A 14120-nucleotide genomic window follows, 5' to 3' on the forward strand; every position below is an offset into this window, starting at 1 on the left:
TCTGTTCCTCTGCCCCCTGTTGGATCGCGTGTGCGACGGTCCCCTCCCCTTTCCCGGCGCCCGCGGACGGGAAACGGCGGCGCCGGCTGTCGTGGCGGCCGCTCAGAGGCCCGCCTCCAGGGCCTCGATACGGGCCCGGACCGCGTCGCGCCGGACCGGGTCGGGACCGGGCAGCCGGGCCCACAGGTCGAGGGCGGCCCGGTAGGCGTCGAGGGCCGCGCGGGGCCTGGCCAGGCGTTCGAGGACCTCGCCGCGCAGCTCCTGGACCCGCGCCGCGAGGCCCAGCGCGGTGTCCCGGCGGTCCTCGCGCTCGGCGGCCAGCGCGGCCCGCCACGCCCGCCGGTAGGAGTCCGCGGCCCGGTCCAGCCGGTCCGGCGCCCGGGTGGCGGCGTGGATCTCCTGCTGGACGTCGCCGTGCTCGCGCCAGGCGCGGGCCTGCTCCAGCGGGCAGCGGCTGTGCCGGACGGCCAGTTCCAGCAGGTACTCCGCCTCCCGCAGGTCCACCAGGTCGCCCTCGTACGCGTACCGCAGCCGCAGTCCCACGGCCAGCCGCAGCAGCCGCCGGCCCGCGCGCGGGTCGGTCTGCGGGACGGCGGCCCGGCTGTCGCGCAGCACCCGCACGGCGGCCGAGGTGAAGCGCCGGCCGTCGGCCGCCCGGGCCCGGTCCAGCAGCACGTCGCCCCACTCGGGCAGCAGTTCCCCGTACGCCTCCGCGTCGCGCGGGATCAGCCGCCGGGCCCGCGCGTACGCCTCCGCCGCCTCCTCCAGGGCCGCCGGGTTCCGGTCGCGGGCGTGGCGGGCCCGGTGCACGCGGGCCAGGCAGACCAGGCCGGCCAGCCGCAGTTCCGGTTCGCCGGCGGCCTCGTCCAGGGCGAGGGCCAGCTGGCCGGGGGCCTCGTCCAGGCGTTCGGGGAGGTGGCGCAGGGCGGCCGCCAGGTCCAGCCGGGCCCGGGCCCGCTCCAGCCGGTCGCTGTGGTCCCCGTCCCGGTCCGGATCCGTACCCGCCGGGGTGCGCGCCGGGGTGGTCCCCGGCCGGGCGCGCAGCAGCGCCGCCAGCCCCGTCTCCAGCCGGGCGGCGGCCCGTTCGGCCAGCGGCAGCCGCTGCTCGGGGCCGGTGGCCCGGTCGGTGAGGGCCAGCAGCACCCGGCCCAGGGCCAGGTGCAGGGCGGCGTCCGGTTTGCCGCCGCGTTCGCGTTCGCCCCGGTCGGCGGCCTCCAGGGCGGCCAGCGCCTCGCGCAGGGGCGCCGGGTCGTCGCGCAGCTCGCTCAGCCGGGTCAGGGTGCGGGCCCTGCGGACCGCGCAGTCCAGGCGCAGCTCGCGCTCCAGGTCCGGTACGGCGGCCACGGCCGCGAACTCCCGGTCGGCGGCGGCCAGCAGCTCCTCGACGTCCTCGGCGGCGGGGTCCCGGGCCCGCTCGTGGAGCACCCGTCCCAGCACGGCGCGGGCCCGGACCATGCCGGGCAGGTGGGCCACCGCCCGGACGGTGCGTTCGGCCTCGGCGAGCAGTTCCGGGTCGCGCTGCAGCGCCCACAGCCGCAGCAGGGTCCCGGCGAGCTCGAACTCGGCCTCGCCCGGGGCGTCGCCCGGTCCGGGCGGGGCGCCGGCCGCGCGGCGCAGCACGGCCACCGCCTCGTGCAGGGGGCGGGTGTCCCCGTCCCGGTCGTGGGCCGCGACCCGGGCCCGCGCGGTGCGCACCGCCCAGGCCCGGGAGGGGGCGGGGGGCGCCGCGCCGGTCTCCTCGGCGGCGTCGGCCGAGCCGGGCGGGCCGGGCAGGTAGCGCCGTACGACTTTGGCCGAGACCTGCGCGAACGCCTGCGGGAGCCGGGCGGCCGGCAGCCGGGCGGCCGCCGGGTCCTGCTCGTCGGTCTCGGGGACGGTGGCCGCGGGCAGCGGGGCGCCGGTGAGCTGGGAGACGGCCAGCGCCGGGAAGTTGCGGACCCCGCGCCCGAAGTGCTGGAGGACGTACTCGGAGCAGTGCTTGAGGACGAGCGCGGCCTCGTCCCGCCCCAGCGGCCCCAGCAGCACGTCCTGCACCCCGGGCGCGAACGTGAACCAGTCCTCCGAGGCGCGCCGCAGCAGCCCGCTCAGCAGGACCTCCGCCAGGTCCGAGGGCTCCGAGTCGGGCAGCATCGTGCGCTGCACCAGCCGCATGACGGGCAGGGTCAGCGGGGTCGCCGACAGGTAGACCGCCAGCTGTACGGCGCGCGGCGAGGCCGAGGAGCGGAAGCGGCGCACCAGTTCGCGCGGCGGGCGTACGGCCCGCGGCGGCGGCAGCGGCGCCGCGGGATGGTCGGCCAGCACCCGGCCGACCTCGGCGGGCACCGGTCCGGTGCCGAGCCCGGCCACCAGCCGGGCCCAGGCGCCGAGCGCGGTGGCGCTGGGCGGCAGGACCGGCACGGTGAGGCCGCCGGTGGGGCGCCCGGCGCGCGGCGGCCGGTCGGGGCCGAAGCGCAGCCGTCCGCCGCCGCCCTCGACCCGGGCCAGGGTGCCGCGTTCGGTGGGCAGCCAGCTGCGGGCCCACAGCCGCTGCGGCAGCGGCTGGACGACCACGCAGGGCGCGCACTGGGCCCACCGGTACAGCAGCCGCTGGGCCGCGCCCTCGCGCCACAGCGGGCCGGCGCAGTCGCTGACGACCATGGTCAGCACCCGGCCGGTGGGGTCGCGCAGCTGGTCGCCGGAGCGCAGCCCCTGCTCGGGGCGGGGGCCGCGGCCGACCGCGGGGGTGCCGTCGGGCAGCCGGTGCAGGTGGTGCACCTGGACGTCGCGGAAGGCGCCGAGCCGCTCGCACACGCCGCGCAGTTCCTCGAACATGTCCTGCCACACGGCCATCGAGGGGGAGGCGTCCATCACCAGCCGCATGGTGGCCTCGCGGCGGGTCTCGGCCCGCAGCACCGGGACGGCCAGGCCCAGGGCGCGGGCGCTGGCCTCGGCGGTGGCGTCCTCGTCGAGCACGACGCGGGCGGGCGGGGCGGGCGGGCGGTGCCGCTGGAGGGCGCGCAGGGCCCGCTGGATCTCCAGGATGCGCGGCAGCGCGGCGGCGGCCGGCACCCGTACGGGCACGGCGGTGCCGCTGGACAGGTCGGGTTCGGGGTCGGGGTGGGTGCCGGGGCGGCCGGGCACGTACAGGCTCAGCGGGTCCTCGGCGGCCGGCGGGGGCTCCGGGGCCGCGGGCCGCCGCCCGTAGGGCCGGCCGCGCTCCCGTGCGGGGGTGTCGTCCCGCCGTGGGCCGGTCCCGGGCGGGGCCGGTGGCGGGCCGGCGGCGCCGCGGGCGGCGGCGGTGTGCGCGTGGCCGGCCAGCCACAGGGCGTCGGCCAGTTCCTCGGCGGACGGGTCGAGTCCGGCCGCCCGCAGCGCGGCGGCCAGCTCACGGATGCCGGGGCCGGGGTCCGCCGGTGGCGGTGGGCCGGCTCCGGGGGCGGGCGTGGACACGGCCCCTCACCTCGAACGGTCGAGGCGCTGGATGAGCAGGTCGGCCAGGTCCTCCCGGGTGGGCGGCGCCGCGTAGTGGGTGAGGTAGATGGCGTTGAGCAACTGGTCGGCGGCGACCAGTTCGGTCTGCGAGCGGGTCAGGAACTCCCGGATCAGGTCGGCGCCGAGCTGCGCCGCCTCCTCCCCCAGGTGCGCCTTGACCATCGTCGCCAGCCGCTTCTCGCCGGGCTGGCCGAGTTTGAGCTGGATGCAGCGGCGCAGCAGGGCGGCGGGGAAGTCCCGTTCGCCGTTGCTGGTGAGGATGATGAACGGGAAGGCGCGGCAGCGCACCCGGCCGTCGCGGACGGTGACCTTGGCGCCGTCGTCGGTGAGCACCTGCACCTCGGGCTCGCGGTCGGCGACCCGCTCCAGCTCGGGCAGCGCGTACTCGCCCTCCTCCAGGACGTTCAGCAGGTCGTTGGGCAGGTCTATGTCGCTCTTGTCGAGCTCGTCGATGAGCAGCACCCGCGGCCGCTCGGTGGGCAGCAGGGCCGTGCCCAGCGGCCCGAGCCGGATGTACTTCCCGATCCCGGGCGCCCCGCCGGCCGCGCCGCCGCCCGCCGCGATCTGTACGTCCTGGAGGCGGGCGATGGCGTCGTAGCGGTAGAGGCCCTCCTGGAGCACCGTGCGGGAGACCACCGGCCAGCGCAGGACGCGGCCGAGCCCGAGCTCGTGGGCGACGGCGTGGGCGAGGGTGGACTTGCCCGTTCCGGGATAGCCGGTGACCAGCAGCGGCCGCCGCAGGTACAGGGCCGCGTTGATGGCCTCCAGCTCCTCCGGCTCCGGCCGGTGCAGTTCGGCGGCGTGCCGGTGCGCGCCGAGCCGGCGGGCGGCGGCGCTGTCGGGGGCGGCGGCGACCGGGCCGGGCTCCACGGGCGGTCCGCCGTCGAAGTCCCGCCAGGGCGGGGCGGGCGGCAGGGCGTCGATCCCGTCGTGGGGCTCGCCGACGCCCCGGTAGATGAGCCACTCCTCGTTCATCGGGGTCTCCCTCGTCCGGTTCGCCTTCCGGCGCGGTCTGCGGCGGGTCCGGCGTCCGCGGGGCGGCGCGTCGCCCCCGTCACGGGTGGGGTGCCGGTCACAGGTCCCCCTGGAGCGGCTCGTCGTACGGCAGCGGGCGGGCGGGGTCGGACCAGACCAGCCCCAGCCCGGCCGACCAGTAGGCGTCCGGGTCGCGGCCGTGGACCCGGCCGCGCAGCGACTGCAGGCGCAGCGGCAGCAGTCCGCCCCGGCCGGCCTCGGTGAGTTCCTCGCGCAGCCCGCGGTGGAAGGCGGCGCAGGACAGCTCGCCGGGCGGCGGCCGCCGGCACAGCACCACCCCGTACCCGGCGCGCTGGGCGGCGTGCAGCGAGCCCAGCGCCGGATCGCGGTCGGCCCGCCGGCAGTGCACGGGGACGGTGTTGTCGGGCAGGCTGTCCAGCCAGGCGTACGACGGGCTGCGCGGCCGCCCGCGCGAGCAGTCCGCCCGCTCGTCCAGCAGCGGCCCGGCCATCACCCGGGCCCAGCGGTCGGCGGCCCGGTGGGCCTCGGCCTCGGTGGGCGGCGGCGCTCCGGCCGGGTGGCGGAAGACGACGGGGCGCTGCACGCCCAGCGGCACCTCGCCGCCGGCCGCCCAGGCGTCGACGTCGAGGGTGAACAGTTCGGGCTCGACGGCGACTTCGAGGAGGGCCGCCGCCTCCAGCGAGTCGCAGCGGCGGAACGCCTCGGCGAGCGGGGCCCGTAACGTCGCGGGCAGGGCGGCCCGGGTGGCCCGGACCCCGGCGTCGACCGGGGTGGACTCTTCGGGGCGGTCGGGGCCGAGGAGGACCGAGACCCGCCAGTCGTAGACGTCCTCCCAGCCGTGCGCCCAGATCTCCAGCAGCGCGGAGGGCCCGCTGGGCAGCGCCTCGGGGGCCCGGGCGGGGCCGGGCACCACCCGGCCGGCGCCGGCCCGCCGTCGCCGGTCGCGGGCGGCCAGCCCCTTGTCGTGGCGCTCGCCCAGCTCCCGGCGCAGCGGCCGCCAGAGCCGCTCGGCGGTGGCCCGTACCCAGTCCCACAGTTCCTCGTCGGCGCCGGGCGCGGGCGGCTCGCGGTGGTCGGCGACGCTGACGTCGGTGGCGTAGCGCAGCATGGCGGCGGCCTCGCTGACCCCGCCCGGCGGGTCGTAGAGCAGGCCGAGGCCGTCGCGCCAGGTCAGCGGGGCGGGGGCGGTGGTGTCGGGTTCCTCGCCGCGGGCGGCCTCGACCAGGCGGCGTACGGTCTCGGAGGAGCCGGGCGCGGGCAGCTCGGCCAGCAGCCCGCACAGGGTGGTGCGCTCGCCGGGGGTGAGCCGGCGGCGGGTGCCGTACTGCTCGCCCGCGGGGAGTTCGCCGTGGATGTCGGTCCAGGTGCGGCGGCTGTCGACGTCGCTGAGGTGCTGGTCGTAGTGGTGCAGGTCGTGGGCCTGCATGACGCGCCGGTAGAGGCCGATCTGGGTACGGGCGGCCATCGGCAGGGTGCGCAGCTGGACGACGGAGACCGCCAGGCCGCCGCCGCCCTCCTGGCGCCGTGCCTTGACCACGCCGACGACCTCGCCGCGGGCGAGGTCGACCACCGGCCCGCCGGACATGCCGGGCACGATCTCGTCGTCGGCGCCGAGCCGGATGGCGGCCCCGGCCCCGGCGGCCCCGCGCAGCCGGGTGGTGCGGCCGGTGATCTCGGGGACGCCGAGGTCCTCGGTGCAGCCGAAGTAGGCGACCTCCTCGAAGCGCGGCGCCCTGGCCCGGTCGGTGAGCCACACGCAGGCGTGCGAGACGGGGGCGAGGACCCGGATCAGGGCCAGGTCGGGCAGTTCCCACAGCCCGCGCCCGGGTCGGTCTGCGGGACGGCGCCGGTCCAGGCTCTCGGGCAGGACGCACTCCACGCGGCCGGCGACGGTGCCGGTGGCGCCGTCGTCCCCGGAGGAGAAGGTGATGCCGACTTCACGGCCCGCCAAGCGCACCCCAGCACCCCCTTCACCCACCACGTGCGCACACGTCAGGACCCAGCCGGGGGCGATGAAGAAACCGCTCCCCCAGGTGCGGCCGGTCCCAGGGTCTGCATACCCGTCCGGGGGCGCGTGGACGCGTACGGTGGCGGCCAGGACGAGGGGTTCCAGGAGCTCGTAGGCGCGCGCGGCCCCGCCCGTGCGCCCTTCCGCCATCCCCCGCCCCCCAACCGGCCCCTGTGCCCCACGTGTTGAGTCAGTCAAGGCTAGCGCCGGGCCCAGCGGCGGGCGAGGTCCGGGAGCCGCCCGGCTTATCCTGGCCTGGAATCACCCATGACCTACGGAGCCTGTCTTGTACTTCACCGATCGCGGCATCGAGGAGCTGGAGAAGCGGCGCGGCGAGGAGGAGATCACTTTCGAGTGGCTCGCCGAGCAGCTCCGCACCTTCGTCGACCTCAACCCGGACTTCGAGGTCCCGGTCGAGCGGCTGGCCACGTGGCTGGCGCGCCTCGACGACGAGGACGACGACGAGGAGTAGGGAGCGGGAAACACCGCACCCGGCCCGCCCAGGGCGCCGTACGGGCGCCGGGCGGACCGGGTGCGGTGCGGGACGACCCTGGCGTCAGGCCGCCTTGGTCTCCCAGAAGATGCGGTCGATCTCGGCGATGAGCTCCAGGGCCTTCTGGCCGGTCGCCGGGTCGTTCGACGCCTTGGCGGCCGAGAGGGCCTTGAGGGTGTCGTTGACCAGGGTGTGGAGCTGCGGGTACTTCTCGAAGTGCGGGGGCTTGAAGTAGTCGCTCCACAGCACCGAGACGTGGTGCTTGGCGAGCTCGGCGCGCTGCTCCTTGATGGTGATGGCGCGGGCGCGGAAGTCCGCGTCCTCGTTGGCCTGGTACTTCTCCTGGACGGCCTTGACCGACTCGGCCTCGATGCGGGCCTGGGCAGGGTCGTACACGCCGCACGGCAGGTCGCAGTGGGCGCTGACCTTCGCCTTGGGGGCGAAAAGGCGGGAAAGCATTGAGCCTGTCCTCCTCGTGATCGTCTTCTCAAGGGGGAGATTACTCCGTGAGAAGGCGGATTTCGCGAGCGCCCCCGTGGGCTTGGGACAAAAGTCCAGGGTCGGGTCGGGCGGCGTGAGCGAACGTACGGAACGCCCGTGACGGAATCAGGAGGTGGCGGATGCGGCTGCGTGTGCCGTTCGTGGTGGTGGAGGTGTACGGACCGTCGATGGTCCCGACGCTGTACGAGGGCGACCGGCTGTTCGTCCGGTACGGCGCGCCCGTGCGTCCGGGTGACGTCGTCCTGCTGCGCCACCCGCTCCAGCAGGACCTCGTCGTGGTCAAGCGCGCCGCCGAGCGGCGGCCCGGCGGCTGGTGGGTGCTGGGCGACAACGGCTTCAACGCCACGGGCGACAGCGAGGACTACGGGACGGTGCCGGACGAGCTGGTCCTGGCCGTCGCCCGGCTGCGGTACCGGCCGCGCAGACCCGGTCAGCGGTCCGTCAGGGCCCGCGTCTCCTGGGCGGCGTCCGCGCTGCGCGTGCTGCGGCCGGATCCCGAGGCCTCCAGTCGCTTGCGGGCCCGGTAGGCGGCGACGTTCGCCCGGGTGGCGCAGCGGTCGGAGCAGTAGCGGCGCGAGCGGTTGGTGGAGGTGTCGAGGAAGGCGTTGCGGCACGGCGGTGCCTGGCACAGGCCCAGCCGGTCGGCGCCCAGCTCGGTGAGGTGGAAGGCCAGGCCCATGGAGGCGATGGCGGCGTACCCTGCCGTGGCGTTGGAGGGGTGGTCGGCCAGGTGCATGTGCCAGTTGGGCCGGCCCTCGTCGTCGAGGTAGTCGTGGCCGGAGATCTGCGGGCTGACGGGGAACTCCATGAGCAGGGAGTTCAGCCGGTCGACCGCGAGCACGTGGTCGCCGGAGTCGGCGGCCTCGAAGACCGAACGCAGCCGGCCCCGCACGTTGCGGAAGCGGGTGACGTCGGCGTCGGTGACCCGGCGGGCCATCTGAGCGCTGGCGCCGAAGAGGGCACGGACGGCGTCCACGGATGTGAGCGTGTCCTTGTTGCGGGCCGGCTCCTCGGTGTTGACCAGGCGCACGGCATAGTCCGAGTAATGGGCCAGTTCCACTTGTAGTCCTTACGGCTGCGGTCTAGGGTCGGTCGGTAGCGGATCAGGTAACGGCTGATACGTATTCGAGGGTATTACGTACGGAGGGTGCGCGATGACCGGTACGGCGAACGACGCGACGGGCACGGCGGGCACGACGACCGACTGGCAGGCCTGGCAGGACAGCTGGGACCGCCAGCAGGAGTGGTACATGCCGGACCGCGAGGAACGGTTCCGGGTGATGCTGGACATGGTCGAGGCACTGGTGGGTACGGCCCCCCGGGTGCTGGATCTGGCGTGCGGTACGGGAAGTATTACGGACCGCGTGCTCCGGCGGTTCCCGGATGCCACGAGTACGGGTGTCGATCTGGACCCCGCGCTGCTCACGATCGCCCGCGGCCACTTCGCCGGCGACCCCCGCGTCACCTTCGTCACCGCCGACCTCAAGGACCCGCACTGGCCCGCGCTCCTGCCCCACGCGAGCTACGACGCCGTCCTGACGGCCACGGCCCTGCACTGGCTGCCCACCGCGGACCTCGCGGCGCTGTACGGGCGGCTCGCGCCGCTCGTGCGGACCGGCGGCGTGTTCATGAACGCCGACCACATGCCCGACCCGGCCACCCCGCGCATCAACGCCGCCGAGCACGCCCACCGGCACGCCGGAATGGACCGGGCCCGGGCCGCGGGAGCCGTCGACTGGCGCGACTGGTGGGCGCTGGCGGCCGCCGATCCGGTGCTGGCCGGACCCACCGCCGAGCGGTTCGCGATCTACGGCGAGCACGCCGACGGTGACACCCCCACCGCCGACTGGCACGCCCGTACCCTGCGCGAGGCCGGCTTCGACGAGGCCCGCACGGTGTGGTGCTCGCCGTCCGACGGGCTCGTCCTGGCCCTGAAGTAGGCGACGTCCGAAGCAGGCGCGGGGCGGGTACGCCGAAGGGGCGGTACGGGATCTTCCGTACCGCCCCTTCGGACGCGTCACGCGCGGTTCACCGCACTACAGCACCTTGGACAGGAATGCCTTGGTCCGGTCGTGCTGCGGGTTGGTCAGGACGTCGCGCGGGTGGCCGGACTCGACCACGACACCGCCGTCCATGAAGACCAGGTTGTCGCCGACCTCGCGGGCGAAGCCCATCTCGTGGGTCACCACGATCATGGTCATGCCCGACTCGGCCAGGTCCCGCATGACGTCCAGGACGTCACCGACCAGCTCCGGGTCCAGCGCCGAGGTGGGCTCGTCGAAGAGCATCAGCTTCGGCTCCATGGCCAGCGCACGGGCGATCGCCACGCGCTGCTGCTGGCCGCCGGAGAGCTGGGAGGGGAAGTTCCCGCCCTTGTCGCCCAGACCGACCCGGTCCAGCAGCCGCATGGCCCGCTCGCGGGCCACCGCCTTGGACTCGCCCTTGACCATGACCGGCGCTTCCATCACGTTCTCGATGGCGGTCATGTGCGGGAAGAGGTTGAAGCGCTGGAACACCATGCCGATGTCCTTGCGCTGCGCCGCGACCTCGCTGGCCTTGAGCTCGTAGAGCTTGTCGCCCTTCTGGCGGTAGCCGACGAGGTTCCCGTCGACGTACAGCCGGCCGGCGTTGATCTGCTCCAGGTGGTTGATGCACCGCAGGAAGGTCGACTTGCCGGAGCCGGACGGGCCGACCAGGCAGAAGACCTCACGCGGGGCGACCTCCAGGTCGATCCCCTTGAGGATGTGCGCCGCACCGTAGGACTTGTGGACGCCCTCGGCCTTCACCATGGCAGTCATCAGGCCACCGCCTTGCGGTTCGAGAAGCGGGAGAGGTTCGCCTTGATCTTCTGCAGCGGGGTGGGCGGCAGGGTGCGCAGCGCGCCACGGGCGTAGCGGCGCTCCAGGTAGTACTGGCCGACCGAGAAGACGCTGGTCAGCGCGAGGTACCAGATCGAGGCGACGAAGAACATCTCCATCACCGCGAACGAGGTCGAGGCGATGTCCTGCGCGGCGCGCAGCAGGTCGGCGTACTGGACGGCGATCACCAGCGAGGAGGTCTTGAGCATGTTGATGAACTCGTTGCCGGTCGGCGGCACGATCACGCGCATCGCCTGCGGCAGGATCACGCGGCGCATGGTCTGCGTCTGCTTCATGCCCAGCGCGTGCGCGGCCTCGGTCTGGCCCTCGTCGACGGACTGGATGCCCGCGCGGACGATCTCCGCCATGTACGCGCCCTCGTTCAGGCCGAGGCCCAGCAGGGCGGCCAGGAACGGCGTCATGACCTGGGTCATCTCGTCCTTGTAGAACCCGAGGTTCAGGATCGGGAAGATCAGGGCGAGGTTGAACCAGATGAGGAGCTGGACGTAGACCGGGGTCCCCCGGAAGAACCAGATGTAGAACCAGGCGATGGTGCTGGTCACCGGGTTCTTCGAGAGCCTCATGACGGCGAAGACCACGCCGAGCACGAGACCCAGGGCCATCGAGGCGACGCTGATCCACACCGTCTTCAGCATGCCGGTGACGATGGTGGGATCGAACAGCTTCTCCGGCACGGTCGCCCAGCGGACGTTGCCCTGGGAGAAGGCGTACACGAGCGCGGCGGCCAGGGCCACGACCACGATGCCGCTGACCCAGCGGCCCCAGTGGCGGACCGGGATGGCGCGGATGGCCTCGGGGGGGACGGCCCCGGCCGGCGGGGTGTCCGCCGGGCCCGGGACCTTGTCGAGCTTGTCAGTCACAGTGACTGCCCTTCAGTGCTGCGGTGGAACCCGGGGGTCAGGAACCGGCGTTGATCTTGGCCTCGGTCACGGCGCCGGAGCCCGCGCCCCACTTGTCCAGAGCGGCCTTGTAGGTGCCGTCCTTGATGATGGCGTCCATGGCCGCCTTGAGCGCGTCGCGCAGGTCGGTGCTCTTCTTGTCGACGGCGATGCCGAACAGGCCGGGCTCGCTCTGGGTGACGACGGCCTCGAAGTCGTTGCCGCCGCCCGCCGTCTTCGCGATGTGCGCGGCGACCGGGGCGTCGTTCAGGTCGGCGACGGCGCCGCCGGCCTTGACGCGGGTCTGGGCCTCGGCGTCGGTCGGGAAGGACTCGATGGTGAGCTCGCCCTTGCCGTCCGCCTTGCACTTCTCGGCCTGGGTCTTGGCGGAGGTCTCGTAGGTGGTGCCGCGCTGGACGGCCACCTTCTTGCCGCACAGGTCGTCGAGGGTCTTGATGCCCTCCGGGTTGCCCTTCTTGACCAGGATGGCGGTGGAGGAGGCGTAGTAGTCGACGAAGTCGACACCGGCACCGGTCTTGGCGCCCTTGTCGTCCAGGCCGTCCTGACGGGCCTTGGTGTCGGTCAGGGACGACATGACCATGTCGCTCCGGCCGGTCTGCATGCTGCTGATCAGGGTGTCGAAGGTGCCCGACTCGAACTTGAACGTGACGCCGAGCTGCTTCTCCAGGGCCGCCGCGATGTCCGGGTCCACGCCGACGATCTTGCCGCCCTCGGTGAACTCCATCGGCGCGTACGTCGCGTCCGTGCCGACCTTGATCACACCGGCGTCCTGGATCTTCTTCGGGAGCTTGGAGAAGAGCGGAGCGCTGTTGTTCGCGGCACCCGAGGGGGTCGAGGAACCCTTGTCGGTCTGGTCGCCACAACCGGTGAGGACGAGGGCGCCGGCAACCGCGATGGCGCCGACCGCGGCGATCCGGGACCGGGCGGCGGTCGTACGACGGGTGGTGCTAGCGGTCATGAGCTGGTTCCTCCGACAGGGGTGGAAAAGCGTCCGATAGTGGTCGAGCACGCACCTTCGAGTGTCACGACCTTGTGTGATTGACGCATCTTGCCATTCGGATTGCCGTATTCAGGGTGCCCGTCAGGTCAAAATCGGATAACGGGCCGTCCGAGATGCCCAACATGCCTGCGGGTGGCCCCGTTCGAGACCGCAGAAACTGCTGTGACCAGGGGCTTCGGCGCCAATTCCTCCGGTCGGCCCGCGGCGCGTCTCGCGTATTGGACAGCAAGGTTTGGACTTTTCGCCAAAACCGGGACAAGGGGCGGGCGGTCGAGCAGGAATCGACTCGTCTGGGTGAGCGTTCTTCGGGTAGAACAGATCCTTACACCCCTCATCCGGGGCTCAGGGCGCGTGTGCGGCGCGCCCGCGCGTACGAACCTCCCCTTCGCGGAGGCGGGCCAACCGCCGACGCGGAGTACGGACGCGGTGCCCGCCCACCCCTTAACCAGGAGGTGGCCACCCTCAATGAATCAAAGACTTAAGGGGTCACATCAAGTGGCAGCGGAGATCGTCAATCCTCGCAGCGACAGCGCGACGGACAACAACCCGGACGCGGCGTTCGCGCTGCACCGGGGCGGCAAGATGGCCGTGCAGGCCACCGTTCCGGTCCGGAACAAGGACGACCTGTCCCTGGCGTACACGCCGGGCGTGGCGAAGGTGTGCAGCGCCATCGCCGAGAACCCGGACCTGGTCAACGACTACACCTGGAAGTCCAACGTCGTCGCCGTCGTCACCGACGGCACGGCCGTGCTCGGACTCGGTGACATCGGCCCGGAGGCCTCCCTCCCCGTGATGGAGGGCAAGGCCATCCTCTTCAAGCAGTTCGGCGGTGTGGACGCGGTCCCGATCGCGCTCGCCACCAAGGACACCGAGGAGATCATCGAGACGGTCATCCGTCTCGCTCCGTCCTTCGGCGGGGTGAACCTGGAGGACATCTCCGCCCCGCGCTGCTTCGAGATCGAGCGGCGCCTCCAGGAGGCGCTGGACATCCCGATCTTCCACGACGACCAGCACGGCACCGCCATCGTCACCCTGGCGGCCCTGCGCAACGCGGCCAAGCTGACCGGCCGTACGCTCGCGGACCTGCGTGCCGTGATCTCGGGCGCCGGCGCGGCGGGCATCGCCATCGCCAAGATCCTGGTGGACGCGGGCATCGGCGACGTCTGCGTCACCGACCGCAAGGGCGTCGTCTCCGCGGACCGCTCCGACCTGACGGACGTCAAGGCGGAGATCGCGGGCCTGACCAACAGGACCGGCCTGACCGGCTCCCTGGAGCAGGCCCTGGCGGGCGCCGACGTGTTCATCGGCGTCTCCGGCGGCACGGTGCCGGAGGAGGCGGTGGCCTCGATGGCGAAGGACGCCTTCGTCTTCGCCATGGCCAACCCGAACCCGGAGGTCCACCCCGACATCGCGCACAAGTACGCGGCCGTCGTGGCCACGGGCCGCTCGGACTTCCCGAACCAGATCAACAACGTGCTCGCGTTCCCGGGCATCTTCGCGGGCGCCTTCAAGGTCCACGCCTCGCGGATCACCGAGAACATGAAGATCGCCGCCGCCGACGCCATCGCCGGCGTCGTGGATGACGAGCTCGCCGCCGACTACGTGATCCCGTCGCCCTTCGACGAGCGCGTGGCCGAGGCGGTCACCGCGGCGGTCGCCGCCGCGGCCCGCGCGGACGGCGTGGCGCGCCGCCCGTAACACCGCTTGCCGCCAGAAGGCCCGGACGGACCCGTCCGGGCCTTCTCGCGTACGGGGCGAGGGCGCCGCACGGGGACGCCGCACGGGACCCGCACGATGACGGCTCCACTGCGACGAAGAACTCACCCCTGGAGGGGCCGGAAGGTCTGGAACCGCTGCCTTACCGGGCGGTAGC

At 73.8% G+C, this 14120-nt stretch carries 12 protein-coding genes; 4 read left to right on the forward strand and 8 right to left on the reverse strand.

Annotation, left to right across the window (positions count from 1 at the left end):
• Positions 1-102: 102 nt before the first annotated feature.
• The 3 genes from ACIPXB_RS28085 to ACIPXB_RS28095 form a co-directional block, all read right to left on the reverse strand.
• Positions 103-3429 carry an SAV_2336 N-terminal domain-related protein gene (locus tag ACIPXB_RS28085; protein ID WP_401454237.1) on the reverse strand — a complete coding sequence of 1109 codons (3327 nt, stop codon included), beginning with the start codon at positions 3427-3429 and terminating at the stop codon, positions 103-105.
• A 6-nt stretch (positions 3430-3435) separates the two neighbouring features.
• Entirely contained in the window at positions 3436-4446 is a 1011-nt protein-coding gene (locus tag ACIPXB_RS28090) for an AAA family ATPase (protein WP_401454239.1), read from the reverse strand.
• Between the two features lie 97 nt (positions 4447-4543).
• Complete coding sequence (locus tag ACIPXB_RS28095) at positions 4544-6625, reverse strand: trypsin-like peptidase domain-containing protein (RefSeq protein ID WP_401454240.1); 2082 nt, start codon at positions 6623-6625, stop codon at positions 4544-4546.
• 136 nt (positions 6626-6761) lie between these two features.
• On the opposite strand from ACIPXB_RS28095, the gene ACIPXB_RS28100 reads away from it, so the two are divergent.
• On the forward strand, positions 6762-6947 hold the full coding sequence (locus ACIPXB_RS28100; protein ID WP_266382947.1) for a DUF6104 family protein: 186 nt from the start codon (positions 6762-6764) through the stop codon (positions 6945-6947).
• 84 nt (positions 6948-7031) lie between these two features.
• On the opposite strand, the gene sodN is transcribed toward ACIPXB_RS28100, so the two are convergent.
• The gene (gene sodN / locus ACIPXB_RS28105) at positions 7032-7427 is read right to left on the reverse strand and encodes a superoxide dismutase, Ni (protein ID WP_008741558.1); all 396 of its coding nucleotides are present in this window, start codon (positions 7425-7427) and stop codon (positions 7032-7034) included.
• A gap of 161 nt (positions 7428-7588) precedes the next feature.
• Here sodN and sodX point away from each other — a divergent pair, with 161 nt between their 5' ends.
• Positions 7589-7996 (forward strand): nickel-type superoxide dismutase maturation protease, encoded by a 408-nt coding sequence (gene sodX, locus ACIPXB_RS28110; RefSeq protein WP_401454243.1) that lies wholly within the window; start codon positions 7589-7591, stop codon positions 7994-7996.
• On the opposite strand, the gene ACIPXB_RS28115 is transcribed toward sodX, so the two are convergent.
• On the reverse strand, positions 7900-8529 hold the full coding sequence (locus tag ACIPXB_RS28115) for a CGNR zinc finger domain-containing protein (RefSeq protein WP_401454244.1): 630 nt from the start codon (positions 8527-8529) through the stop codon (positions 7900-7902). The genes sodX and ACIPXB_RS28115 overlap by 97 nt on opposite strands.
• Before the next feature lie 94 nt (positions 8530-8623).
• On the opposite strand from ACIPXB_RS28115, the gene ACIPXB_RS28120 reads away from it, so the two are divergent.
• The gene (locus tag ACIPXB_RS28120) at positions 8624-9409 is read left to right on the forward strand and encodes a methyltransferase domain-containing protein (protein WP_401454246.1); all 786 of its coding nucleotides are present in this window, start codon (positions 8624-8626) and stop codon (positions 9407-9409) included.
• Positions 9410-9505: 96 nt separating this feature from the next.
• Here the strand turns inward: ACIPXB_RS28120 and ACIPXB_RS28125 are convergent, their stop codons facing one another.
• The 3 genes from ACIPXB_RS28125 to ACIPXB_RS28135 are packed head-to-tail and all read right to left on the reverse strand — an operon-like array spanning position 9506 to position 12205.
• On the reverse strand, positions 9506-10267 hold the full coding sequence (locus ACIPXB_RS28125; RefSeq protein WP_401454247.1) for an amino acid ABC transporter ATP-binding protein: 762 nt from the start codon (positions 10265-10267) through the stop codon (positions 9506-9508).
• On the reverse strand, positions 10267-11208 hold the full coding sequence (locus tag ACIPXB_RS28130) for an amino acid ABC transporter permease (protein ID WP_401454248.1): 942 nt from the start codon (positions 11206-11208) through the stop codon (positions 10267-10269). The genes ACIPXB_RS28125 and ACIPXB_RS28130 overlap by 1 nt, the downstream gene beginning before the upstream one ends.
• Positions 11209-11245: 37 nt before the next feature.
• Positions 11246-12205, reverse strand: a complete 960-nt coding sequence (locus ACIPXB_RS28135) for an ABC transporter substrate-binding protein (RefSeq protein ID WP_401454249.1) — start codon at positions 12203-12205, stop codon at positions 11246-11248.
• Between the two features lie 537 nt (positions 12206-12742).
• Here ACIPXB_RS28135 and ACIPXB_RS28140 point away from each other — a divergent pair.
• The gene (locus tag ACIPXB_RS28140) at positions 12743-13945 is read left to right on the forward strand and encodes an NADP-dependent malic enzyme (RefSeq protein WP_401454250.1); all 1203 of its coding nucleotides are present in this window, start codon (positions 12743-12745) and stop codon (positions 13943-13945) included.
• The last annotated feature ends 175 nt before the right edge of the window (positions 13946-14120 follow it).

Origin of the sequence: Streptomyces sp. NPDC090022 (assembly GCF_044748145.1) — a bacterium.
Taxonomy (GTDB): Bacteria; Actinomycetota; Actinomycetes; order Streptomycetales; family Streptomycetaceae; genus Streptomyces.

Bases quoted from the DNA above. Each gene is read 5' to 3' on its own strand.
- ACIPXB_RS28090 (WP_401454239.1), bottom strand. From the start codon at position 4,446: ATGAACGAGGAGTGGCTCATCTACCGGGGCGTCGGCGAGCCCCACGAC.
- ACIPXB_RS28095 (WP_401454240.1), bottom strand. From the start codon at position 6,625: ATGGCGGAAGGGCGCACGGGCGGGGCCGCGCGCGCCTACGAGCTCCTG.
- sodN (WP_008741558.1), bottom strand. From the start codon at position 7,427: ATGCTTTCCCGCCTTTTCGCCCCCAAGGCGAAGGTCAGCGCCCACTGC.
- sodX (WP_401454243.1), top strand. From the start codon at position 7,589: ATGCGGCTGCGTGTGCCGTTCGTGGTGGTGGAGGTGTACGGACCGTCG.
- ACIPXB_RS28120 (WP_401454246.1), top strand. From the start codon at position 8,624: ATGACCGGTACGGCGAACGACGCGACGGGCACGGCGGGCACGACGACC.
- ACIPXB_RS28125 (WP_401454247.1), bottom strand. From the start codon at position 10,267: ATGACTGCCATGGTGAAGGCCGAGGGCGTCCACAAGTCCTACGGTGCG.
- ACIPXB_RS28135 (WP_401454249.1), bottom strand. From the start codon at position 12,205: ATGACCGCTAGCACCACCCGTCGTACGACCGCCGCCCGGTCCCGGATC.